This is a genomic window from Winogradskyella vidalii (genome assembly GCF_013403955.1).
GTDB lineage: Bacteria > Bacteroidota > Bacteroidia > Flavobacteriales > Flavobacteriaceae > Winogradskyella > Winogradskyella vidalii.
Genome location: NZ_JABFDG010000002.1, coordinates 81,804 through 105,632, shown reverse-complemented (window position 1 = coordinate 105,632; position 23,829 = coordinate 81,804). Strand labels below are relative to the sequence as shown.

Sequence of the window (23,829 nt, the reverse complement as noted above, 5' to 3'; positions counted from 1 at the left end):
ACTATATTTGATGCTTCAAAAAAAGCAAGATAAATGGCACTTTCACCTCTTAATGCAATCTCACCAATTGATGGTCGATACCGATCTAAAGTCGAAAAATTAAAGGATTATTTTTCTGAAGAAGCACTGATAAAATATCGTGTCTTAGTAGAAATTGAATACTTTATTGCACTTTGTGAATTACCATTACCGCAATTAGAAGCTGTGTCGCCTTCTATTTTTGAAGACTTAAGAGGCATCTACAAAAATTTTACAGCTGAAGATGCAACAGCAATAAAAGATATCGAAAAAGTAACCAATCACGATGTTAAAGCGGTTGAATACTTTATAAAAGATAAGTTTGACGCTTTAGAATTATCAGCTTATAAAGAGTTTATCCATTTTGGATTGACCTCTCAGGATATCAATAATACAGCAGTACCATTGAGTATTAAGGATGCTATGAACGCTGTTTATCTTCCTGAATATACTACACTTTTAGAAAAAATTGAAACCTTAGCAAATGATTGGGCTGCTATTCCAATGTTAGCAAGAACGCATGGTCAGCCAGCTTCACCTACACGTTTAGGAAAAGAGATTGCAGTTTTTGCGACACGTTTAAAAGAACAATTTAAGTTGTTAAATGATGTGCCAAGTGCTGCGAAATTTGGTGGTGCAACGGGGAATTATAATGCTCACAAAGTGGCTTACCCTAATATCGATTGGAAGGCTTTTGGAACAAAATTCGTTCAAGAAAAATTAGGTTTACAGCATTCGTTTCCAACAACTCAAATTGAACATTACGATCATGCAGCAGCATTATTTGACGGTTTAAAACGAATAAACACCATTATTATAGATTTAGATCGCGATATCTGGACTTACGTATCAATGGATTATTTTAAGCAAAAAATTAAAGCTGGTGAAGTTGGAAGTTCTGCAATGCCTCATAAAGTAAATCCTATTGATTTTGAAAATAGTGAAGGTAATTTAGGAATAGCCAATGCTATTTTTGAACATCTTTCAGCAAAATTGCCAATTTCTAGATTGCAACGCGATTTAACTGATAGTACGGTTTTAAGAAATGTTGGTGTACCTTTTGGGCATACTATTATTGGATTTAAATCGACGCTAAAAGGTTTAGATAAATTATTATTAAATGAACCGAAATTTGCTCAAGATTTAGAAAATAATTGGGCTGTTGTAGCGGAAGCGATTCAAACGATACTAAGACGAGAAAGTTACCCAAATCCTTATGAAGCGTTAAAAGGTTTAACAAGAACTAATACCGCTATTACTCAAAATTCTATTTCAGATTTTATTGATACCTTAGAGGTTTCAGAAACTATTAAAGCTGAATTAAAGGCTATTACACCGAGTAATTATACAGGTATATAATTAATTTATGTTAGAAAAGTTAATCCCAAAGACCAAAGATGCTATAGCACTAACTTGCGCAACTTTTATAGCCTTAAGTTTTTTTATTGCAGGATTTTGTGATGTACTCAATTACCTGATTGTAAAAGCAATATTGTTCTTAAGTTTTGGGGCTTTATTTGTATTTACTATAATCTTTGCGTTTAAAAATGAAGGAAAAAAAAATCGTCCTGAAAGTGAGACACTTCAAGACGATTCACTTTAATTTTATTTTAAATTAGGTGTTCATTATTTAAAAAAATCAGTGATACCTTTAAGCTGGTCTTTGTCAAAGTTTGCTTTTTCTAAGACAGAACTTAAAGACATTAGTTGAGCTGTATTCATATCATCTCCTAAAATTCTTGCAATAGCAAAACCTTTGTTGTTAGCACTTCCAAATATGATAAGTTCATCAATATTATCGATGTCTCCCATAAATTTTACAACGAATTTCCCATCTGTTGTATTGCCACCACGCATTAACTCTTCGTATTTAGGATTTTTAAGAATGGTATTCACTTTCTCTAATTCTAGTTTGTAGTCTTCTGTATCTGTATTATCTACCATATAAGTTAATACATTCAGCTTATCTACAGAATTGTACGCTTCTTTTTGTTCCTCAGTCATATCAATACCTTCTACATTAACAACACTTGTAGGTATGTCATACGAAGCAAAACCAGGTTCTAGTTCGTTATCAACATAATAGGTCTGTAATGTTGGTTCTTGATTACAGCTCGTAAACATTGTAATCAAAAGTAGCAATAGAACCGATTTTTTAATTAATTGTATCATAGTTATCATCAGTAAAAAAAGGAAGCCTTTTTAGTTAATTATTGTTTGTCTCCGGCTTTCTTTAATTGATCACCACCTGGAATATCCAATTGGTTGGTGATTTTAGAGATTTGTCTTAAATCAATATCTCCTGTTAAAGAAATAACTACAGTTTCAAATTTTAAATCTTTACCGTTTACTTTTAAGCCTTCATCGTTGGTAAGTTCATTCAGTCCTGTCATAAACATTAATAGTTCTCGGACATGGTTTTCATCATTACCTTCTTTTACATAAAATTTAACCGTTTTATCACCTTCTTTAAAACGCATTAATTCTTCTAGTTGAGAGGTTTTTAAATAACTTGTTACAGTGCTTGTGATATTTTTAGAAGCCGATTCGTTATCTGCTGTAAAAACTTTTAGTCCTGTGATTTTATTCACCATATCAACATATCCTTTTGCCTCAGAATCTTCAACATTCATTCCCATTGTTGCCAACATTCTGAACATTTTTTGATTTAAAATAAAAGAAGCAACGCCATCTTTGTCCTCTAATTTATCTATTGCAGTTTGCCCGAAAGATGTTAAAGAGGTCAGCATAACGGCAGCAATTAAGATTGTTTTTTTACCCATGTTTAAGTATGATTTGTAATTTTTCATATTGTTTTATTTTGATTTTAATTCTTTAATAATTTGTTTGTGGTTGTACCAAATACTGATATATAATTAGCTTTTTCGAGCCCTGTATTTAAATTGTCACCAGCCATGTCTAAGGCATTCATACCGACTAATCCTGTATTTAAATTTTTAGAGATTAACTTAAGAGCTTGCTTGGTTTCTAAATATAATTCTTGTTCTTCAGCAGTGTAATCTGCTAGAGTTTTGGGGTGATTATTCCAGTTAGGAATAAAAATCCCCAGCATTAATAATACTATGGCAGCAACAGAAAACCACTGGTATATTTTTGTTTTTCTAGTGTTATTAGAGTTTAGTGAAATAGGTTTATTGTAAACTTCTTTTTTAGATTTAGAAAAATATTGAAACATTGGTTTGTAGTGCTCCAAATGTGGCGCTACAGCATCACTTAAAAAATAGGCTTTTAACTCCGCTTCTTCTTGCAGTGTAGTTTCCGCATTGTTATATTTCTCTATTAGTTCTTCTATATTATTTAATACCATGTTGATGTGTATGAGTTAATTTTTCTCTAATGGTTTTTCGTGCTCTCGATAAATTCACTCTAACGGCTGTTTCGTTCATATCTAGAATTTTCGCGATTTCAGAAAAATCATAAGCTTCAATATCTCTTAGTTGTACTATTATTTTTTGTTGTTCGGGTAGGTCTTCCATAATTTTAGTAACCCAATCTATACTGTCTTTTGTTTCAACTTGACTTTGTAACGACGCCTGATTATCGGTGTAATTACTATGAACAATTTTTAAATTTTGAGCCTGTTTCGATTTTAAACGATCTAAACAAAAATTCTTGGTCATCGTCATGCTAAACGCTTCTACATTTTTATAATCCCCAATCTTTTTTTTATTATGCCATAATTTCATCAGAATCTCTTGTGTTGCATCTTCTGCTTCATCCTTAGAAACGAGTAATCGTTTAGCTAAACGAAACACTTTGTCTTTAAAGGGCATCACGATAGTTACAAAATCGGACTGATTCATTATAATTTAGATTGGTTGGTGAATTCAATTTTACTTGCCTTCATTATTACGACGACACACTTTTCTTTTTGTTACAAAGATTTTTATTTTTCACAATAATGTAAGTAAATTTAGAGTTTTACAATCAAAAGGTAGAAATTGCGAGCCCGTAATAACGAAATAAATACACATGAAAAATATTAAGACATTATTAATAGCAGGTTTTGCTGCTTTGGCATTAACTAGCTGTTTTGACGATTTGGATGATAATATCGTTCCATCAACCACTTTAGAACTTAATGATTTTGTGTGGAAAGGCTTAAACGCAGTCTATGCGTATAAAGATAATATTACAGATTTAGGTAATAACCGGTTTGCTTCTAGTGAAGCTTATACCGAATATTTAAATGGATATGCTTCACCTGAAGCGTTATTTGAAGCCCTACTCTATGAGCCTAACACCGTTGATGAATTTAGTGTTATTGTATCAAATTATTATGATTTAGAACAACAACTACAAGGTATATCGGTAAATAATGGTATGAGTTTTAGCTTAGTAGAATTACCAAACGCCACCTCAGATATTGTAGGTTATGTGCGCTATGTTTTACCGAATACAAGTGCAGAATCTAATGGTGTTACTCGAGGAATGATTTTTAATACCGTTGATGGTGTTACTTTAACAGCATCTAACTATAGTGCTTTGTTAAGTGCTACAACTTATACGATTGGTCTTGTAGATTATAATAATAATGGTACAACTGATTTACTTACGGATGATGTTGTTACAGCAAATGGAGAAACAATTACACTGACTAAAACAGAATACACAGAAAATCCAATTTTAGAACATCGTGTGCTTAATGTTTCTGGAAATTCTATAGGCTACTTAATGTATAACAATTTTAGAATTGCAGATGCTAATCTTAATGAGTTAAATGATGTTTTTGCTGAATTTCAAGCCGCTGGAATATCTGATTTGGTATTAGATTTACGCTATAATGGCGGCGGAAGTGTGAGTACATCAATTTGGTTGTCTTCTATGATTACAGGACAATTTACAGGTGAAGTTTTTTTTAAAGAAAATTGGAATAGTGATATTCAGGCTTCTATTGAGCAAGATAATCCTGAGGCACTGATTAACCCTTTTGTAGATGAGATGGTTAAACGTAATACAGATAATCAGATTACGTATCAATCACCAATTAATAGCTTAAACCTGACTAAAATTCATATCATCACAACCCGAAGCAGTGCTTCTGCAAGTGAGCTTCTCATTAATGGTTTAGGACCTTATATAGATGTTGTTCAAATAGGAACCAGCACACGAGGTAAACCACAAGCTTCAATAACAATTTATGATTCTGAAAATTTTGCACGTGCTAATGCCAATCCAAGTCACACTTATGCCATGCAACCCTTAGTTTATGAGTCTGAAAATGCAGATGGTTTTTCGCAATATTACGATGGTATTGAACCAACATTAGGCTTTGAAATTTCAGAGCGAATTGATGACCTTGGTCAACTCGGTGATGTAAACGAACGTTTATTGGCAGAAGCAATAGCTAATATTACGGGTATAGGACGTTCGTCAAGTTCTTTCAGTCGTCCACTAGAACATTTAGACCTTCAAGATTTAGAAAATCCATTTCATTACGAAATGGTTGATCAACGACCATCAAAATTAAACTTATTAAATCAATAACATCTAAAAGCCGCTTTCAACACATTGTTAAAGCGGCTTTTTTTTACAGAGGTGTCTATATCTTATTTTCTGGTTTTATTACCAATAAGATTTAGTACAATGAAACCATATATTAATTTGTAACGGTTTACTTTTTCTTATTCATTTTATAAAGTAGATAAATAAATCCGGCTAAAAAATGGACAATAATGACACCTGCAACAATATATAATGTTAAATTTGAATCACCTCTCATGCTTAATGTTTTTGTCAAAGTTATCATGAAGAAATTAAATAAACGTTACAAAGGTTACAGATGAAATTTTATAGATTATTACTGCTATTTTTAATTGTTAGTGCTTGTAAAAATGAAACAAAACACGATAAGGTTTCAACGTTTGAAAGTAAACAACTAGACTTAAAATACGCCAAAGGTTTCGCCGTAGATTACTACCAGAATTATAAAATATTAAGCATTACAAATCCATGGCCAGAGTCAGACAAAACCTATCGCTATGTAATTATTTCAAAAGATAATATGGCGAAAACCACCTTTAATGCTGCAGAGTTTGATGGATTTATAGAAGACCCGATAGAAACAATCGTAGTAACATCAACCACACATATTCCAGGGTTAGAATTATTAAATGAAGAAGAAGCTTTAATTGGGTTTCCAGGAACGGATTATGTATCTTCAGAAAAAACACGAGCGCGTATTGATGCAAAAAAAGTTAGGGAACTCGGTAAAAATGAAGGTATAAACACGGAAGTTTTATTGGCCTTAGATCCAGATGTTGTAATAGGTTTTGGTGTTGATGGTGTCAACAAAACTTTTGACGTGATAAAGCAAGCTGGAATTCCTGTAGTATACAACGGCGATTGGGTAGAGGCATCAGTATTAGCAAAAGCGGAATGGATTAAGTTTTTTGGCGTGCTTTTTAATAAAGAAAAAGAAGCCGATTCTATTTTTAATACCATTGAAAGCGACTATTTAGGAGCAAAAACTTTAGCAAAAAACGCAGCGCATTCACCAACAGTATTTAGTGGCGCCATGCACAAAGACGTTTGGTATATGCCTAATGGTTCTAGTGCAGAAGCGCAATTTCTAAAAGATGCTAACGTTGATTACCTTTGGAGTGACACCACAGGAAATGGCAGTTTAGCGTTAAGTTTTGAAGCAGTTTTAGAAAAAGCTAAAAATGCTGAAATATGGTTGAGTCCTTCTTATTATGGAAGCTTAGAGCAGTTAGAAGAGGCAAGTACACTTTACACAAATTTTGAAGCGTTTAAAAATAAAAATATCTATACATTTTCAAACACAACAGGAGCCACAGGAGGTGTTTTGTATTATGAATTAGGAATTGCAAGACCAGATTTAATCTTAAAAGATTTAATTAAAATAACTCACCCAGAATTATTGGAAGATTACAAACCCTATTTTTTTGAAAAATTAAAGTAGAATAATACAGTTGTATTAGTGTGAAAAATCTTCATGATAACAGTCTAAGCTATTGAAAACCAATTATACATATCCATTTGTAATTCTAACAGTTATTTTACTGTTTTGTTTTGTACTCAATATTAGTCTAGGTTCTATAAATATTCCGTTTTCTGAGGTTTTAAAAGGACTTTTTAGCACTTCAGATAATGAGGTATGGCAGGTTATTATTTCAAAAGTGCGACTTCCAAAAGCAATTACCGCTATTATGGTTGGTTCTGGTTTGGGAATTTCAGGCTTATTAATGCAAACTTTGTTTAGAAACCCTTTAGCAGGCCCGTTTGTATTGGGGATTAGTTCAGGAGCAAGTTTGGGCGTTGCTATTGTTATTTTGGGTTCTGGGTTGTTTGGAGGCTATTTTGCCACCGCTTTAATTTCTAAATGGAGCATTGTAATTTCAGCGAGTTTGGGTAGTTTTTTAGTTTTAATGGCTGTTTTAGCGGTATCGAGCAGAGTGAGAGACACCATGGCCATTCTTATAATTGGTTTAATGTTTGGAAGCATTACTTCAGCGGTAGTTAGCGTATTATCTTATTTTAGCTCTGCAGAACAATTACAACAATATATATTTTGGGGCTTTGGAAGTTTAAGTAATTTATCTTCGAAGGAACTTTTAATTTTCTTTGCAATTTATGCTGTTGGATTAGTATTAAGTATTGCTTCTATAAAAGGCTTAAACAGTCTATTACTTGGTGATAACTATGCCAAAAGCTTAGGGTTAAACTTGAAGCAAAGTCGCTTCATTATAATTTTGGCCACAAGCTTAATTGCCGGTACCATAACTGCCTTTGCAGGGCCCATAGCATTTATTGGTTTGGCGATTCCGCATTTAACCCGACAAGTATTTAAAACCACCAATCATAAAATATTATTGCCAGCCGTATTCTTATTTGGAGCGGTAGTCATGCTTATTTGCGATACTATCGCACAAGTTCCTAATAGTGATTATACCTTGCCAATTAATGCAATAACCGCTTTAGTTGGAGCGCCTGTTGTGATTTGGTTATTGGTACGACAACGAAAAATGATGTTTTAACCATGTTGGAAGAATGAAGTTAGAAATTCGAAGAAAGCATACTCTTATAATTTAAAATTTGATAGGTCTATAAATAAAATAGTGAAAGAAAATAAACAACATACCATCTTAAAAGTAAATCAACTTTCTATAGGTTATAAAACCAAGAAAGCGGAAATGGTTATTGCATCAAATATTAATTTTGAATTACAAAAAGGAGAATTAATTGGTTTAGTTGGCGCTAATGGTATTGGAAAATCTACATTATTAAGAACCTTAATTAAGGTGCAACCAGAATTATCGGGTTCCATTTTGCTGAATAATAAAGCCCTAAATGCAACTTCTATATTAGAGCTCGCTCAACAATTAAGTATTGTGTTAACCGAACCTTTAAGTTCTAAAAATTTATCTGTATATGAATTGGTATCCCTAGGACGACACCCGTATACCAACTGGATTGGTAGCCTTACACAAACAGATACAGTAATTATTAATAGGGCTCTAGAACAAGTTAATATTATAGATTTAAAAGATAAAAAGTGTTACGAGCTTAGTGATGGTCAGTTGCAAAAAGTAATGCTAGCACGTGCTTTAGCACAAGATACCGATGTTATTGTATTAGATGAACCAACCTCTCATCTCGATATGTATCATAAGGCTTATATCTTAAAACTACTTCAAAAGTTAGCTAAGGAAACTGGTAAGACCATTTTATTTTCGTCTCATGAAATAGACTTAGCGATTCAACTTTGTGATACTATGATTGTGATGCAGAAAGAAGAAGTGGTTTATGGACAGCCTTGTCATTTAATTTCAGAAGGTGTATTTGAAACACTTTTTCCAAAAGACTTGATTACTTTTGATGAAAATTTAGGACGTTTTAAAGTCACAAAATAATTTATAATAGCAGTCACAGTCACAGTCACAGTCACAGTCACAGTCACAGTAACAGTATTCTGTAAAAAAATATTAGCTTATACAGTAAAATGAAAACCTATTTAAACTTTAAATATTTTTTCTTTGCGCCTTTGCGTTTTATTAAGAGTTTTTATTCCAACTTCCAACTTCCAACTTCCAACTTCCAACTTCGTGCTTCACGCTTTAACCTTTATTAATCTTTTTCAAAATATGTCGCGCTCTAGCTTTATAAGCGGCACTTTGTTTTTTAAAATCACGTTCTAAAATAATTGCCAATTCAGGATGGATCCAGTCGTATTCATTACCAAGTTTATACAAACTGTTCATAGCATAAGCTTTAGGTGCTACTTTTTCATCGTTAATCATCCAATCAAAACAGGCTTCAATAATTTTTTCTTTATGATTTTCAGTGATATGTGATGCCATTACATTATCTATTTTAGTGTAATTAGCTTCTGTTAAAAGTTCACATACTTTGGCTACAGGTCTAACGGCAGGGGCTAAATGGACTTTATGCATATGTTGTGTGAATCTATCTAAATGCGGAATAATTTCAATGATACTTTTGCTACACATAAACTCAAACACCCAAGCCGCTCGGCATGAAATTTTATCATCAACCTCAAACAATATGTCTAAAAGAGGTTTTACTAATTCTGGATTAGTAATTACTAAATTGGCATAATGCAACCGTTTTTCACGCGAATGATTCACGTAATTTAATTCCTTATAGAGTTTGGCTTTGGTCAAAATAAAATGATTAATTTAGAACTTTAAAGTTAGATTAAAAAATGAAAATTGTCAAAAAAATAGCTGTCTTACTTTTGGTCATTTTTATTGGTGCTCAATTTTTTAGACCCGACAAAAATAAGGGCGATTCAACTGCTGTAATTGCTTTTTTTGATGATACCAATCCACCAAAAGATGTAAAGTTAATTCTTGAAAACACTTGCCTAGATTGTCATAGCGATTATACATATTACCCTTGGTATAGCCATATTACACCCGTAAATTATTGGATGGCAGATCACATAACTCATGGAAAAACACATTTTAATATGTCTAGATGGAAGTCGTATTCAGAAGCTAAAAAAGATGAAAAGCTTGATGAGTTGATAAAAATGGTAGAAGCTAAAAAAATGCCATTAACGTCTTATACTTGGCTACATAAAGATGCTGATTTATCACAAGCACAAATAGACGCGGTGGTGTCCTGGGCAAACAATGTCCGTTTGAAATATATTTTTTTAGAAGCACCGCTATAGCATTATTAAGTCTAGACTTTAAAAGTAACAGGGCAATTGCATATTTTTGATGTTTTAATTGATACATGAAAAAAAAAATACTCGTTATAGGTTTTGTTTGGCCAGAGCCTAAAAGTTCGGCAGCTGGTAGTCGCATGCTGCAATTGCTAACACAATTTCAAAATCAAGACTATGAGGTGACATTTTGTTCAGCTGCTAAAACGTCTGATAACACATTTAATTTGAATGCTATTGGTGTTGCTACCCAACCGATTCTTTTGAATGATTCTTCTTTTGATGTATTTATAAAGGAATTAGATCCAGATGCTGTGTTATTTGACCGTTTTATGACTGAAGAGCAATACGGTTGGCGTGTTTCTGAACAATGTCCCAACGCTATTAGAATATTAGATACGGAAGATTTTCATGGTTTACGAAAGGCTAGGGAAGTGGCTTTAAAAAAGCATAAAAAGGTAACCGTTGAAGACTTGCAAAATGACATTACCAAACGGGAAATCGCTAGTATATATCGTTGCGATTTGAGTTTGATGATTTCTGAAGCTGAGATCGAAATTTTAACTCAACAGTTTAAAATTGATAAAAGTTTACTGTATTATTTGCCTTTTTTATTAGCGCCTATTCCTGAAGACGATATAAAACAGGTGCCAACGTTTGAAAAACGTCAACATTTTATAACTATTGGGAATTTTCTTCATGCACCCAATTACGATGCCGTTTTATATTTAAAACAAACCATTTGGCCATTAATAAGAAAAAAACTACCAAAAGCAGAACTTCATATTTACGGTGCTTATGAATCTCAAAAAGTGGTACAATTGCATCAACCTAAAGATGGTTTTTTAATAAAAGGTTTTGCTGAAGATGTAAATACGGTGATGCAAAATGCAAAAGTATGTTTAGCGTCTTTACGTTATGGGGCAGGATTAAAAGGTAAGCTCATAGATGCCATGCAAAACGGTACTCCTAGTGTAATGTCTACTATTGCTGCGGAAGGCATGTTTGGAGAATTGGAACGCAATGGTTTTATAGAAGATAATCCTGAAGCCTTTGCTGACAAAGCTGTAGCGCTTTATACCAATTTAGATCTTTGGTCAGTAAAAAAGAACAATGGATTTAAGGTATTAGACCAACGTTTTAATAAAACCAATTTTGAAGTTAACTTTGCGACACATGTTAACGGGCTCTCTAATGATCTAGAAATGCATCGCCAAAATAATTTTATAGGGCAATTATTTAGGCATCAATCCATGCAGAGTACTAAATATATGAGCAAGTGGATTGAAGCAAAGAATAGGTAATGCCACAAATTATATGTGAGATTTTAAAATACTAAAAATAAATATTAGTGTTCAGTTTTAGGTTCAGAATTATACTTTCTTGTGAAAAAAGTTATTATTCCAAAAAACACAAATAAGAGTATTTTACCAGATAAGAAACCATATCCATATTGGGTAAGTCTATTTAAATCTGAAATTAGGATATTAGCAATGTTTACAAGTAGTAAAATTGATATGATTAAAGCTATATAAAAAATTATTTTTTTCATAGTAATAAAACAAATAGAGCTTATTAATTATAACAAGCTCTATTTATTAAATGTTATTTAGTAACAGTAGTTGTTGTTGGAGTATATATTCCAAAAGTAATTGCGGAAACTAAACCATTAACAAATGATTGTCTTGTATGTACAGTGTAATTTTCTGCACCACCAGCCATTTGTTTTGAGTCTGAAACTCCAACTGGAGCTAAACCGTATACGACATAGTGATTCCACTCTGTTGTTTGACTATTTCCTTGAGCCCCATTTCCTACAACACTCGTGTAAGAATAACAAGAAGTTAATAACATTGATACAGCAAAAACTGCTGCAATCATTTTAGTAGATCTTTTAATCATCTTTTTTTTTATTAAATAGTTATAGATTGTTGATTTAGAGTTTAATTATTTTGTAATCAACACCTTGCGATATGTAAGGGAGTTGATTTAGAATTAAAATCTTAACGAATTTAACAAAAAAACGAACAAAACAAATATTATTTTTGATTTAAATCGGTTGGTAAAAATCCATTTGATTTATGTAAAATAGTAATTGTTTGATTAATCGAGTTTTATAAACTGATAGTTTGATAAATAGAATTTTAAGTCACCTGCGATTTATTAGATTTCTTAATTATTCCCTAGGAGAAGTTTTTTTACATAACAACTTTATTAAAAATTTTTTTGAAGTTTACGGGGAAGTCATCTTTTAGATACAATTCTTCCTGAGTAAAAGGATGTGTGAATTTTAAAGTATAGGCGTGTAGATAAAGGCCTTTTCCATTTAATATAAGCGATGTTATGCCGTAGTCTTTGTCTCCAAGAATTGGGTTTCCAATGCTAGATAAATGTTTTCGTAATTGATGTCGTCGTCCTGTAAAAGGTTCTAGTTCCACTAAATTAAGATACCCAAATCGAGTGGATGCAACGGTTTGGTGTACTTTATAATTAGATTCACAAGTTTTTCCATCAACTTCTGTTGTAATGCGACCTTGGGCTTTCATGCTGCCAATGGTAACAGCATAGTAAGTTTTTTTTATCGCTCTGTCTTCAAATAGTTTGTTTAAAGCACGAATGCTTCGCTTTGTTTTTCCTATTAATAAAATGCCTGTGGTTGGAAAATCTAAACGATGCACCGGTTGTGGTTGAGTAGCATCATCTAAAGGACTTGGTTTTAAATTTTGAATTAAAGCATTAGTAATGGTTTTAAAGTGGTTGCCACTGACTAAAATTCCTGCAGGTTTGTGAATTACGGCTAGATAATCATCTTCAAATAATACTCGGAGTTTAAAAATTAAGCGTTTCTTAGGACTCACATGTTCAGGAACAGATAAACTTATAATCTCACCGCCATTAATAAATGTAGCGGAAGTAGCAGCGTTACCATTTACCGTAATATACCCTTTTTTTAAAGCTTTTTTTAATGCAGATTTGGTAGGGAAGTTATCAAAAATCCCAACACCATATTCTTGCAATCGAATAGGAGTTGTTCGTTTAAGGACCTTATGGTTTTCCGTTAGTTTGATGATTTTGTTTGTGTTTTAAAATTGCCCGAAATTAAAGCGATTACTAATAATCCAATTCCTATTCCGAAAGCAGCTCCTTTAACAAAATCGTTTATTAGCGAAAAATGTGCTACAAGTTGAGCTATAGAAATAATGAATATTCCCAAGCATAAAAAAGCTATTGTTTTTCTTTTTGTTAGTGATTTCATAGTTTTAGTTATTAGTTTAGGATTACATAATTATAAACAAGACTGATATCTTGTTTTCTTTTCCTATTCATAGGTGAATTTAATAAAAACTATTTTATTTAAAGCGTTTTCTTAAGCATCTTTCGGTATTTAAATCCGTAAATTTCTTGAATTTTGTGATTCATTATATGGTCGGATGGAAATACTTTTAGTTCTAATTTATCATTCTTAGTTTTTAACCATTTTATAAATTCAATATATTGGTCAGAGTGTGCAATCGCTAGAAAACTTAAAGATTGTAATTGATTTTCTGTTTTAAAATGTATTTTGTTTCTGTCAGGCGATTTATGTATCGATAAGAATTCAATAACTAATAAATCTACATAAGAAACTTTTATCTTTTTCTTTAAAAATTGGTGTTCGATTATAATTTCGTTTTCCAAGAATTTAATAGTAAATGTTCGCTTTCTATGATAGTAAATAATTACAATAACAGCTCCGATAGTTATTAAAATAGAAATTAATTGTATCCAAATGATGTCAGTAGTGTTTACTATGACACCTCCAATTACTAAACACATTAATATCGCTAATGCAGTATCAAAATTAGAATGACTTGAAGATGAATAGTATGTTTTCATTTTCTTGAATTGCCTGTAATATTACTGTTTATTGAGGAACTGCATACGTCTAAGTTAATTTAAAATTTTAGTTCTAGCAAAGCCTATGGTTATAAACTGAAAAAAAGCCATTATTAACTAATGACTTTTTTAGGATTATGAACAGAACTATTAATCTAATAGCACTTTTAAGAATAATTATATTATAAATTATTCTTCAAAAATGCTGTTATTTCAGAGGGTTCAGCTCTGTTTCGATAGTCCGTGTCCAAAAAAGCGTATGCAATTTTTCCTTCTTCATTTATTATATAGGTTGCCGCTAAAGGAAGTGCGTTAGACGTATCTCCATTGTGGCTATTCATGTCAAATGATTTATTGTAAATGCTAGCGACATCATTTGTAAGTGTAAATACAATACCATAATCGTTTGCGACTTTGTTACCGATATCACTTAAAACTTCAAATTCTAAATCGTTTTTTTCAGTTGTACTGATAGATTGGTCAGGTAATTCTGGTGTTAAAGCTAATAAGCTGGCATCATTGGCTTTAAAGTTTGGTAATTCTTGTTGTAACTGCTGTAGGGTTAAATTACAATACGGACACCAACCACCTCTATACCAAGTTAGCACTACAGGGCCTTCTTTTAGGTATGATTCTAAAGAAACGGTTTCTCCTAAGGCATTTTTTAAAACAAAGTTTGGTGCTTTGTCACCAACTTGCTTTGCCTGACTTAGAATATCGCTATTCTTTACATCTTCAAAACCTTCGTTGTAGATTCTTTTTTTAGTTTCGTCTGCATTTTTTTCAAAATTAGCCTTCTTCTCGTCTAATTTTGATTTTAAGGAGGCGACTGTATAATTTGTCATTGTGTTTTCTTTTTTAAAGTCTTCTTTTTTCAAGTTATTATTAAATGAAATATTTGTCCATGTGACATGTATCCATGGAGCATCCGTAACTTCAGCGTCCCAATTAGATTTTTTATATTGACGCTTTGTCGGAATTAACATACCATCGATATTTTCATATTCTAATTGCATTAGGTTTGGGGTTTCCATAACACCAAAATCAGCAACGGTAAACAAAAATTGATCTACCAAACCGCTGTCTTTATTAATATAGACTTGGTAAATGTCTGTTGGTTTATTGTCTTTTGAAGTGAATGAAACCTTAACAATGTCGTAAGATGTTTCGTCAATGGTTATTTCGCCTAAGTAATCGTAAATTACTCCTGGATCCAATAATTTTGGCATCATAGCAAACCAGTAAAAATTGGTAGGTCGGTTAAAAGCCACACGTTTTAAAGCAGCCTCATTATCGGTGATTAGGTTGCCCTTATGCTTTAGCCAATATTCATCACCATCATAACCTTGTTCTATTAAACCTTCTAAGTTAGGAAGTGTTCTTTCGTGTTGCTTATAAGCGCCATAAGATAATTCCCCATTAAATATATACTTCTCGGTACTGACGTCTTTTTTACCATCTGGTGTTTGATACGTATACGTATAAACAACGTCTTTTTTGTTTACGAGTGTTTGGTAATCGCCTGTTTTTTTAGTGAGCTCATACACTAATTCGTGACCTTTATTTTTAAAGGTTATTGTATCCGATTTTTTTTCAGTATCTAATGTAGCTGTTTTAGATACTGCATCAGAAGTTTTGCCATCGTTACAGGATGCTAAAAAAATACAGGTGATAAGTGTTAAGATGTTGATTTTCATATATTAAATTTTGGTAATTCTATACTAGAGCGCCATTGGCACCAATAACTTGACCCGAAATCCATTTAGAATTGTCACTCGCTAAAAATACAACGACCTTAGCAATATCTAGTGGTTGTGCCAATCTATTAAAGGCATTCATACTACTTAGTTTTTCTATAAATTCTGGAGATTTTCCCTTCATAAATAATTCGGTTTCTGTAGCGCCAGGAGCAAGGGCATTTACAGAGATTCCTCGTCCAATTTCTTTTGAAAATACACGTGTCATTTGCTCTACAGCTGCTTTTGATGCCGAGTATAATGCATAGCTTGGAAACATTAATTTTACCGTACTTGAAGAAATATTTATGATATTTCCTTTATCTGCCAATTTATGAAACGCTTCCTGCAACGTATTAAAAATGCCTTTAACGTTAACATCAAATTGTTTTGAAAAATCTTCTAGGGTATTGTCTATTAGAGGTTTTGAAATCATGACACCAGCATTATTTACTAAGACGTCAACTTTTCCGTATTTCTCAATAGTTTTATCAAATAATTCCGTGACGTCTTCTTTGAGGCTTACATCTGCTTTAATAGCCATTGCTGTTCCTCCAGCTTCTGTAATAGCCATCACAGTATTCTTGGCTTCATCTTCACTATTGGAATGGTTAACAATGACTTTAGCGCCATTTTTAGCTAATTGAATCGCTATTTCTTTACCAATACCTCTTGAGGAACCTGTTACAATAATAACTTTATTTTCTAGTGACATGATAGTGTTATTTTAAAGCAATTAAACGTTCTGCAATTAATTTTAAATCAGGTTCGTTAATTTCTGGGTTTGGTGCTAATGGATATAATTGCGCTCCTGGTCTTCCAACAAAAGCACCGCGCCATCCTGCCCAAATAGCACCGGCAATATCCCAACCGTGTGCAGCAACAAGTAAACATTCACTTGGTTTAACGCCCATCTTTCTAGCAGCCCAATCATAAGCATTTGTATCGGGTTTAAATTTTCCTATGTCTTCAATGCTTAAGCGTTCTTCAAAATAATCTAATAACCCTGCATTTTTAAATTGTGTTTCCACACCTTTATTAGAAGAATTGGTAAAGGATACTAATTTATAGCCTGCAGTTTTTAAATCGGTTAAGGCTTGCTTTACTTCAGGATGGGCAGGTATGGATCGTATAGGACCTAAAATAGATGCTCTTGCTTCTTCTTCAGATAAGGTTATGTTGTGATTGGCAGCTACCATTTGTAAAGCAGCGGCACCAATAATTCCAAAATCATTGTATTGTCTACCTGCTGTTGTTACCAATGAATATTGTAACATCGTTGTAAACCATAAAGGTAATAAATCACTTCTGCCACCAAGTGCATCACCTACACTTTTTTTCATGGTTGTGAGGTCTAATAAAGTCTCATTAACGTCAAAAAATAACACTTTTGGTCTTGTTGTATTCATAGTTTCTTTTTTTTCTTCTGATTTTGTATTGGCGGCAAATCCAAATTGCGGAATAGTAGCGCCCGCTAATCCTAGCATTGCTGATTTTTTAATAAAACTTCTTCTGTTGTTAGTGCTCATATAAAATTTGTTTTAAAACATACTTATAGGTATGTTTTTAAGTTAAAAAAAACTAGGGTTTTAGTTGGTTGAGGTATAGGGAAAGTCCTAGAATGTAATCATCGAGGACGCTGTCGTCATTATATAATTTTCTTACCCCTCGAATTCCTTCAAAAGAACTGATTAAATACACCGCAACAGCATTGCTAGAAATTGTTGTATTGATGACATGGTCTTTTTTGCCACGCTCAAGTAAATAGATTAAAGCCGCTTTCCATTCTTCAACAATACGTTTTAAGGCTAGTTGATAGGCTTCTTCTTCATCGGCAATTTCATTGATAAAATTGTTCATTGGGCAGCCATGTTGTTTTTCGTGTGTAGAAAAAGATTTTAATCGCTCTGAAAACGTGACTTTTAATATGGTTAATGCATTACCGTCTTGATACAATGGGGTAATCATACCCTCGTAAACACGTTGTTGTATTTTAGAACTGATAACTTCTAATCCAAGTTCTTTTTTGCTTTTGTAATGATGGTAAAACGCACCTTTAGTAAGGTTTGTGGTCTTCATTATTTTGTCTACACTCGTGGTTTTAAACCCGTTTTTATAGAATAACTTAAACGACTCGTTAAGAATTAACTGTTTGGTAAATTCTGACTTTTGTTTTTGTTCCATAGTCAAATATAGATAAAAAATACTAGTTAGTATGTTTTATGAGGGTTTTGTAAAAAGTTTAACATAAATTACACTGAACTTAAGATTAGACTTTTAGTAATTCTAATAAGATTTTGGTGCCTTGTGTAGCAGATTTTTCAATGATATGAACGCTTTTGCTATTGATATAGGCTGGTTTAGGGTCTATATAATAAATAGGCGTTGCTTCTGGAGCATAATCCATTAATCCAGCGGCAGGGTACACTTGCATACTTGTACCTATAATGACTAAAACATCGGCGGTTTGGCATACTTCCATCGCTTTTTCAATCATCGGTACGGCTTCGCCAAACCAAACGATATGAGGTCGTAACTGATGGCCTTTTTCGCATAGGTCTCCTAATTTTATATCGTGATCACAGAATCTAATATCATTTTCATTTACCGTGCTTCTTATTTTTCGTAATTCACCATGAAGGTGGATCACATTACGACTTCCAGCACGTTCGTGTAAATCATCTACATTTTGAGTGATGACCGTAACTTTGTATTTCTTTTCAAGTTCAGCTAGGGCTTTGTGAGCTTGGTTGGGTTCTACTTCATTAAGTTGTTGCCGTCTTTCATTGTAAAAGTTTAAAACCAGTTCTGGATTGCTTGCAAAACCTTCTGGTGAAGCCACTGCCATAACATCGTGACCTTCCCAAAGGCCATCGGCATCTCTAAAGGTTTTAATACCACTTTCGGCACTTACTCCTGCTCCTGTTAATACGACGATGTGTTTCATGAGTTTTAATTAAAATGTTTTTATGATTTTAGGATGTGTTAGTCATCCTTATGATTTAGATTTACGTTTCCACTTTTTATACTTTTTAGAGCTTAAAAAAGCGTCTATTTGATTGCTGCCATCCGCTTCGCTTTCTTCTATAAATTCTAATAGGGCTTCCCTGTCGTAACCTTGCTCTAATAAGTCTTCTATAACAATTATGATGTCTTCAAATCGATTTTGAAAATTTAAACTTACAATATAACCGATATAACCCTGAAAAAGATCGGGGTAGTTTTGCATTATATATCCATAATGTGATTCAGCAGTTTCATAATCCTCACTTAACATATACACATTTCCTTTTAAAAGATTTAAAAAGTCATCATCGGTTTCATACATTAATTTATCAATGTTTTTTATTGCCAGTTTAAAATTACCTTTTACAATATAGTAATCAATTAATTTGAGATATAATGTTGGGTCTTTTGGAAATTGTTCAGCGTATTCTTCTAATAAGACTTCATACATTTTGCCATCATAAGCCATTGCATAATTTGCTTTGGTTAAGCGTGTGAATTTCTCTTCGGCCATAGGGCTTGTAATTTTAGAAATGGTATTAAAAGCAGCTTCATATTTACCTTTTTTTGCTAATTTTTGTGATTCTAGAAATAAGAATACATTTCGGTGATTGTCTGAATTTAAAGCGTAAGCGTCCTCTTTTCCTATGGGTTTAGACAATAGGAAAATTCTTTGCATCGTAGTAGATAAAGGTTCTCCTGTGAGATAGATGTAAATGTCATTAAATTTTAAAGTCTCACCATTAGAACAAACTTTATAATCGTGATAATTTACACCTGTTTCTTCAGAAAACAATCTGAAAGTAAAATAATAAGCTCTGTCTACAATATTGTACCTGTAATTTATAAGATTATAATACGAACCGGTTTCAATTAAGTTGACCAATTGTTGCGAAAGTTGTTTTCCAATAGTAGAAGTTCCTTCCATAAAGTTCTTTGTAAAACTATTTTCGCTATCAATAAGTTGGTGATTGGTTACACCATTAATAAATGAAGGTACATCAAACTTTTCATTAAACTCATCGGTACTTAAATTATGAAGAGAAGCTTCAACATATTCCGCTAATGCTATAACTTTAGTATCATTTTCTTCGGTTTCTTTAAGAAGCAAACAAGAGCATATTTGTGGTTTTTCTTGTGAATAGCTAAGATGGCTACAGACTATAAAAAACAAGAAAGAGATAGTCGTTTTTAATTTCATTAGTTTTGTGTTATAGATATTAAAGATAAGATTTTATGACCAACTTAAAGCTTCTAAACTATTTAGAATCCTTTCTTACTGAAAACCGAAAAGAGCGTTTTAAAAAAGTATTAGCGCAACGGACTAAACATTTCACGGTGGCAACAGAAGACGTATATCAATTGCATAATACAAGTGCTGTAATGAGGTCTTGTGATGTGTTTGGTATCCAGGAACTAAATATTGTTGAAGAAGTAAACTCTAAAAGTATTGATCGAGAAATTGCAATGGGTGCCCAAAAATGGGTTGACCTTAATCGTTTTAATTCTGTAAAGTCGTGTATTAATGATTTAAAAGCTAAAGATTATCAAATTGTTGCTACCACACCACATGTAGAAGATTGTGAATTGATAGATTTTGATTTTACAAAAAAATCGTGTTTTTTCTTTGGAAGAGAAACAGAAGGCTTGTCGCAACAAGTGATTGAGGAGGCTGATTGTTATTTGAAAATTCCGATGGTTGGTTTTACTGAAAGTCTTAATATATCGGTATCTGCTGCAATTATTCTTCAGCATGTTACAGCTCAATTACGCAAGTCAACTATTGATTGGCAGTTATCTGAAACAGAAATTATAGAAAAACGTTTTGATTGGATTAAAAAAACAATCAAAGATTATGATGATATTGTGAAGCGTTATTTAGATGAAAATTAAGGGACTTAAAATTAGGATTTGTCCTTGCTAGAACGACTTTTATTACTGCGATTAATGATTTTATATTCTTCATAACATTCGCTAATAGCATCTAAAATTTGAAGATCATTTGCGGTATTAATAAAGTCTTTTGAGTAATTACATTGGTTTACAATTTCCTCTAAATCATACTTATTAACTTGAAGTAACACCAATAACATTTCGCGGTCAAAACGTTTAGAGAGTTGACTTCTAATTTCGTCATCCTCTTTCATTTTCTTAAGCTTGTGCATTTCGTTAGGCTTTCTACCAAACATGTTGTACAAGAAATCAGCTGGGTTAAAAATAGCGCCCAAAACCTTAGTTGCTATGTTGGGTTTTCCTGCTTCGTAACCTTGACCTGGTAAACCTGAAATACGATAACGATTGTTAGAGGTTACAGGAATTTGGTTCATATCTACCTCTAAATAACCTGTTAGTTCAAGTTGCTTTACAGTGACTTCTTCTAACGCTAATGCTAGTTCAGTCATTTCAATTTTTGTATTCCCAAATTTTAACCAGTCATTAGTGACACGTACTTTTATAGATTTGTAACCTAAATAAGATAAATGAAGTGTATCATTGACTTTTGCTTTGATTTCAAATTCACCATTTTTATTTGAAGCCGTCCCAACAACTTGGTTAATATTTACAATATTTGCTTCGCTTAAAGTTTTGCTGGTTGAAGCACTGACAAGCGTACCCTTTACTTTAGTAGGAGTTTCAGTTGCTGTACTGTCTTGGCTATAGCTATAAACTGTAGTTAAACATAAAATAATAATCAGTAAATATCGCATGTACATGTGTTACGTGGTAAAGGTAATAAAGAAAACGGATTTAACATATTGCTGGTTTATTTTTGACTAAATATTAACTTTTTAGCAATTGTTTGCTTTGTGTCAAAAAAAAACCAAAACCTAAAGTCGGACTTTAAGTTTTGGAATATATTATTTTATTTTTTGAAAATTAGGATATTTTAAAAAATTTAATCTCTTCGTCTAGAACGTCTTGGTCTATCCGAACCAGATCCACTTGATTCTGAGCGTCTGTCTCCTCTAGAATCATTAAACTTTCTGTCGCTTCTTGAATCGTCAGAACGTCTGCTACGTCTATCGCTACGGTTTCCAGAGCCTCCAGAAGAACGTCTGTCACTAGAGCGATTGCGGCCTCCAGAACGTCTGTCGTTTCCGCCACGATTTCTTCCGCCACTTCTACCTCCACGGCTTCGGCCTTTATCTTCGCTAACTTCAACGTTTACAAAACGACCTTCATGTTTAAAATCGGTGAAGAAAGCCAATACTTTCTCTTGTAATGTTTTTTCTGTATTAAAGAACGAAAAACTTTCTTTTACATCGACTTTAAATACATCATCACGTCCTAATTCTAATTGTTCTTTTAAGAAATCTTTCAATTTCATCCAATCAAAACCATCTTTTTTACCAACATTAATAAAGTAGCGCGAATCATTAGATTGTTTACCGTAATCGCGTCCGCCATCTCTATCACTTCCACGAGAATCAACAACACTTAAATCTTTAGATTTCTGATAGTAATTGAAAAAACGGTTGAATTCTACAGAGAAAAATTTCTTGATTAGTTCTTCTTTTTCAGTATCTGCAAATAGTTCATTGATGTTTTCTAAATGCTTATCAATTTCATGATTTGTTTCAGTAGTATGTATTTTATTAGCAAGTGACATTAATTGCACTTCTACAATATTTTCTGAAGAAGGAATCTCTTTTTTATCAAACTGCTTTTTAATAATACGTTCGATGCTTTTAATCTTTCTAACTTCACTTTTAGAAACAATAACCATTGAAACCCCTGTTTTACCAGCACGTCCTGTTCTTCCTGAACGGTGTGTGTAGGTTTCAATTTCATCAGGAAGTTGGTAGTTAATAACGTGTGTAATATCATCAACATCAATACCACGCGCAGCAACATCTGTAGCCACTAACATTTGTATTTGTTTGTTTCTGAAAGATTTCATCACCAAATCACGTTGATTTTGACTTAAATCACCATGTAAAGCGCCTGCAGAATACCCATCTTCAATTAAGTTTTCGGCTACTTTTTGAGTATCTCTTTTGGTACGACAGAAAATCACAGAGAAAATATCTGGATTTGCATCAGCCAAACGTTTAAGTGCCTGGTAACGGTCTCTAGCATTTACTAAATAGTATTCGTGAGAAACATTACTTGTACTTTCGTTTTTGTTACCTACGGTAATTTCTGTAGGGTCAAACATAAATTTCTTTGCAATATTAGACACCTCTTTAGGCATCGTTGCAGAGAATAACCAAGTGCTTTTGTCCTCTGGTGTATGCGATAAAATATCGGTAATATCTTCGTAGAAGCCCATATTTAGCATCTCATCAGCCTCATCTAAAACGCTGTATTGTATTTTAGAAATATCAACCATATTACGGCTAATCATATCTTTCATACGGCCAGGTGTTGCTACAATAATTTGTGCACCACGTTTTACTTGTCTTGCTTGATCAGAAATACTTGCTCCACCATAAATGGCAGTAACATTTAAGCCTTTACAATATTTACCATAAAGTTTAAGTTCGTTGGTAATTTGTAAACAAAGTTCACGCGTAGGAGAAAGGATTAATCCTTGTGTAGTTCTACTATCAATATCTATTTTTTGTAACATCGGAAATCCGAAAGCGGCGGTTTTTCCTGTACCTGTTTGCGCTAAGGCTACTAAATCTTTTTCTTCTTCTAATAAAAGTGGAATTGCTTTTTGTTGAACTTCACTAGGTTTTTCAAAACCTAAATCCGTAATAGCTTTAAGAAGGTCTTCATTAAGACCTAATTCTTGGAATGTGCTCATTCTTGAGTTTTATGTATTCGATTAAATTCTTTTGGTGTTACAAAAGAAGCGAATCGACATACTAAACACTTAAACTTCTAGGTAACACATCCTCACGCTGAGGAATATACAAAATCCTAAATTTGGATTTTTTGCAAGGTGCAAAGGTACGTTAATTAATTGGATAATCAATTTTTGTAATCATAATAATTATTAAGGTCTTTGTAAATCAGTTTATTGGGTTTTGTGTTAAGTAGATATTAGACACCATTTAATAGCGTTAA

At 32.7% G+C, this 23,829-nt stretch carries 26 protein-coding genes; 9 read left to right on the top strand and 17 right to left on the bottom strand.

The genetic code is table 11. From position 1 onward, the window contains the following. Positions 1-33 precede the first annotated feature (33 nt). Positions 34-1,377 (top strand): adenylosuccinate lyase, encoded by a 1,344-nt coding sequence (gene purB / locus HM982_RS07315; protein WP_179352490.1) that lies wholly within the window; start codon positions 34-36, stop codon positions 1,375-1,377. 7 nt (positions 1,378-1,384) lie between these two features. Next, complete coding sequence (locus tag HM982_RS07310) at positions 1,385-1,621, top strand: hypothetical protein (RefSeq protein WP_179352489.1); 237 nt, start codon at positions 1,385-1,387, stop codon at positions 1,619-1,621. A gap of 23 nt (positions 1,622-1,644) precedes the next feature. On the opposite strand, the gene HM982_RS07305 is transcribed toward HM982_RS07310, so the two are convergent. From HM982_RS07305 to HM982_RS07290, 4 genes are read right to left on the bottom strand one after another with little or no spacing between them, the layout of a single operon-like run. Next, positions 1,645-2,190: a DUF4252 domain-containing protein gene (locus HM982_RS07305; RefSeq protein ID WP_179352488.1), complete on the bottom strand. Its 546-nt coding sequence runs from the start codon at positions 2,188-2,190 to the stop codon at positions 1,645-1,647. Positions 2,191-2,228: 38 nt separating this feature from the next. Beyond that, positions 2,229-2,828: a DUF4252 domain-containing protein gene (locus HM982_RS07300; RefSeq protein WP_179352487.1), complete on the bottom strand. Its 600-nt coding sequence runs from the start codon at positions 2,826-2,828 to the stop codon at positions 2,229-2,231. Between the two features lie 17 nt (positions 2,829-2,845). Continuing rightward, positions 2,846-3,346, bottom strand: coding sequence for a hypothetical protein (locus tag HM982_RS07295; protein ID WP_179352486.1), 501 nt, complete (start codon positions 3,344-3,346; stop codon positions 2,846-2,848). Beyond that, on the bottom strand, positions 3,333-3,842 hold the full coding sequence (locus tag HM982_RS07290; protein ID WP_179352485.1) for an RNA polymerase sigma factor: 510 nt from the start codon (positions 3,840-3,842) through the stop codon (positions 3,333-3,335). Before HM982_RS07290 ends, HM982_RS07295 begins: the two co-directional genes overlap by 14 nt. 169 nt (positions 3,843-4,011) lie before the next feature. Between HM982_RS07290 and HM982_RS07285 the strand changes: the two genes are divergently transcribed. From HM982_RS07285 to HM982_RS07270, 4 genes are all read left to right on the top strand, one after another. Next, positions 4,012-5,526, top strand: coding sequence for a S41 family peptidase (locus HM982_RS07285; protein WP_179352484.1), 1,515 nt, complete (start codon positions 4,012-4,014; stop codon positions 5,524-5,526). Between the two features lie 295 nt (positions 5,527-5,821). Next, the gene (locus tag HM982_RS07280; RefSeq protein ID WP_179352483.1) at positions 5,822-6,964 is read left to right on the top strand and encodes an ABC transporter substrate-binding protein; all 1,143 of its coding nucleotides are present in this window, start codon (positions 5,822-5,824) and stop codon (positions 6,962-6,964) included. 52 nt (positions 6,965-7,016) lie between these two features. Next, positions 7,017-8,039: a FecCD family ABC transporter permease gene (locus HM982_RS07275; protein WP_179352482.1), complete on the top strand. Its 1,023-nt coding sequence runs from the start codon at positions 7,017-7,019 to the stop codon at positions 8,037-8,039. A gap of 81 nt (positions 8,040-8,120) precedes the next feature. After that, positions 8,121-8,915, top strand: coding sequence for an ABC transporter ATP-binding protein (locus HM982_RS07270; protein WP_179352481.1), 795 nt, complete (start codon positions 8,121-8,123; stop codon positions 8,913-8,915). Between the two features lie 204 nt (positions 8,916-9,119). Here the strand turns inward: HM982_RS07270 and HM982_RS07265 are convergent, their stop codons facing one another. Then, a complete protein-coding gene (locus HM982_RS07265; protein ID WP_179352480.1) occupies positions 9,120-9,686 on the bottom strand; it encodes an adenylosuccinate lyase in 567 nt (188 codons plus the stop codon). A 41-nt stretch (positions 9,687-9,727) separates the two neighbouring features. Between HM982_RS07265 and HM982_RS07260 the strand changes: the two genes are divergently transcribed. Together HM982_RS07260 and HM982_RS07255 are read left to right on the top strand one after the other, a co-directional pair. After that, the gene (locus HM982_RS07260) at positions 9,728-10,201 is read left to right on the top strand and encodes a heme-binding domain-containing protein (protein ID WP_179352479.1); all 474 of its coding nucleotides are present in this window, start codon (positions 9,728-9,730) and stop codon (positions 10,199-10,201) included. Positions 10,202-10,266: 65 nt separating this feature from the next. Continuing rightward, positions 10,267-11,499, top strand: a complete 1,233-nt coding sequence (locus tag HM982_RS07255) for a glycosyltransferase (RefSeq protein ID WP_179352478.1) — start codon at positions 10,267-10,269, stop codon at positions 11,497-11,499. Positions 11,500-11,800: 301 nt separating this feature from the next. Here HM982_RS07255 and HM982_RS07250 read toward each other — a convergent pair whose 3' ends face one another. The 10 genes from HM982_RS07250 to HM982_RS07205 all read right to left on the bottom strand — a co-directional run bounded on the left by HM982_RS07250 (position 11,801) and on the right by HM982_RS07205 (position 20,014). Beyond that, positions 11,801-12,097 carry a Bor family protein gene (locus tag HM982_RS07250; RefSeq protein WP_179352477.1) on the bottom strand — a complete coding sequence of 99 codons (297 nt, stop codon included), beginning with the start codon at positions 12,095-12,097 and terminating at the stop codon, positions 11,801-11,803. A 296-nt stretch (positions 12,098-12,393) separates the two neighbouring features. Beyond that, positions 12,394-13,212 (bottom strand): RluA family pseudouridine synthase, encoded by an 819-nt coding sequence (locus HM982_RS07245; protein ID WP_218849788.1) that lies wholly within the window; start codon positions 13,210-13,212, stop codon positions 12,394-12,396. Positions 13,213-13,253: 41 nt separating this feature from the next. Next, positions 13,254-13,451: a hypothetical protein gene (locus HM982_RS07240; RefSeq protein ID WP_179352476.1), complete on the bottom strand. Its 198-nt coding sequence runs from the start codon at positions 13,449-13,451 to the stop codon at positions 13,254-13,256. A gap of 98 nt (positions 13,452-13,549) precedes the next feature. After that, the gene (locus HM982_RS07235) at positions 13,550-14,071 is read right to left on the bottom strand and encodes a hypothetical protein (protein ID WP_179352475.1); all 522 of its coding nucleotides are present in this window, start codon (positions 14,069-14,071) and stop codon (positions 13,550-13,552) included. A 182-nt stretch (positions 14,072-14,253) separates the two neighbouring features. Beyond that, a complete protein-coding gene (locus tag HM982_RS18490) occupies positions 14,254-15,768 on the bottom strand; it encodes a peroxiredoxin-like family protein (RefSeq protein WP_246296629.1) in 1,515 nt (504 codons plus the stop codon). 19 nt (positions 15,769-15,787) lie between these two features. Continuing rightward, a complete protein-coding gene (locus HM982_RS07225; RefSeq protein ID WP_179352474.1) occupies positions 15,788-16,522 on the bottom strand; it encodes a glucose 1-dehydrogenase in 735 nt (244 codons plus the stop codon). A 7-nt stretch (positions 16,523-16,529) separates the two neighbouring features. Beyond that, on the bottom strand, positions 16,530-17,336 hold the full coding sequence (locus HM982_RS07220; protein WP_179352473.1) for a haloacid dehalogenase type II: 807 nt from the start codon (positions 17,334-17,336) through the stop codon (positions 16,530-16,532). A gap of 52 nt (positions 17,337-17,388) precedes the next feature. Beyond that, positions 17,389-17,991 (bottom strand): TetR/AcrR family transcriptional regulator, encoded by a 603-nt coding sequence (locus HM982_RS07215; protein WP_179352472.1) that lies wholly within the window; start codon positions 17,989-17,991, stop codon positions 17,389-17,391. Positions 17,992-18,076: 85 nt separating this feature from the next. Then, the gene (locus tag HM982_RS07210) at positions 18,077-18,754 is read right to left on the bottom strand and encodes an SIR2 family NAD-dependent protein deacylase (protein ID WP_179352471.1); all 678 of its coding nucleotides are present in this window, start codon (positions 18,752-18,754) and stop codon (positions 18,077-18,079) included. A gap of 48 nt (positions 18,755-18,802) precedes the next feature. Then, a complete protein-coding gene (locus tag HM982_RS07205) occupies positions 18,803-20,014 on the bottom strand; it encodes a tetratricopeptide repeat protein (RefSeq protein WP_179352470.1) in 1,212 nt (403 codons plus the stop codon). A 35-nt stretch (positions 20,015-20,049) separates the two neighbouring features. On the opposite strand from HM982_RS07205, the gene HM982_RS07200 reads away from it, so the two are divergent. Further along, positions 20,050-20,706, top strand: coding sequence for a TrmH family RNA methyltransferase (locus HM982_RS07200; protein WP_179352469.1), 657 nt, complete (start codon positions 20,050-20,052; stop codon positions 20,704-20,706). An 11-nt stretch (positions 20,707-20,717) separates the two neighbouring features. On the opposite strand, the gene HM982_RS07195 is transcribed toward HM982_RS07200, so the two are convergent. Further along, positions 20,718-21,527: a carboxypeptidase-like regulatory domain-containing protein gene (locus tag HM982_RS07195; protein ID WP_179352468.1), complete on the bottom strand. Its 810-nt coding sequence runs from the start codon at positions 21,525-21,527 to the stop codon at positions 20,718-20,720. Positions 21,528-21,709: 182 nt separating this feature from the next. Continuing rightward, positions 21,710-23,566: a DEAD/DEAH box helicase gene (locus HM982_RS07190; protein WP_179352467.1), complete on the bottom strand. Its 1,857-nt coding sequence runs from the start codon at positions 23,564-23,566 to the stop codon at positions 21,710-21,712. Between the last annotated feature and the right edge of the window lie 263 nt (positions 23,567-23,829).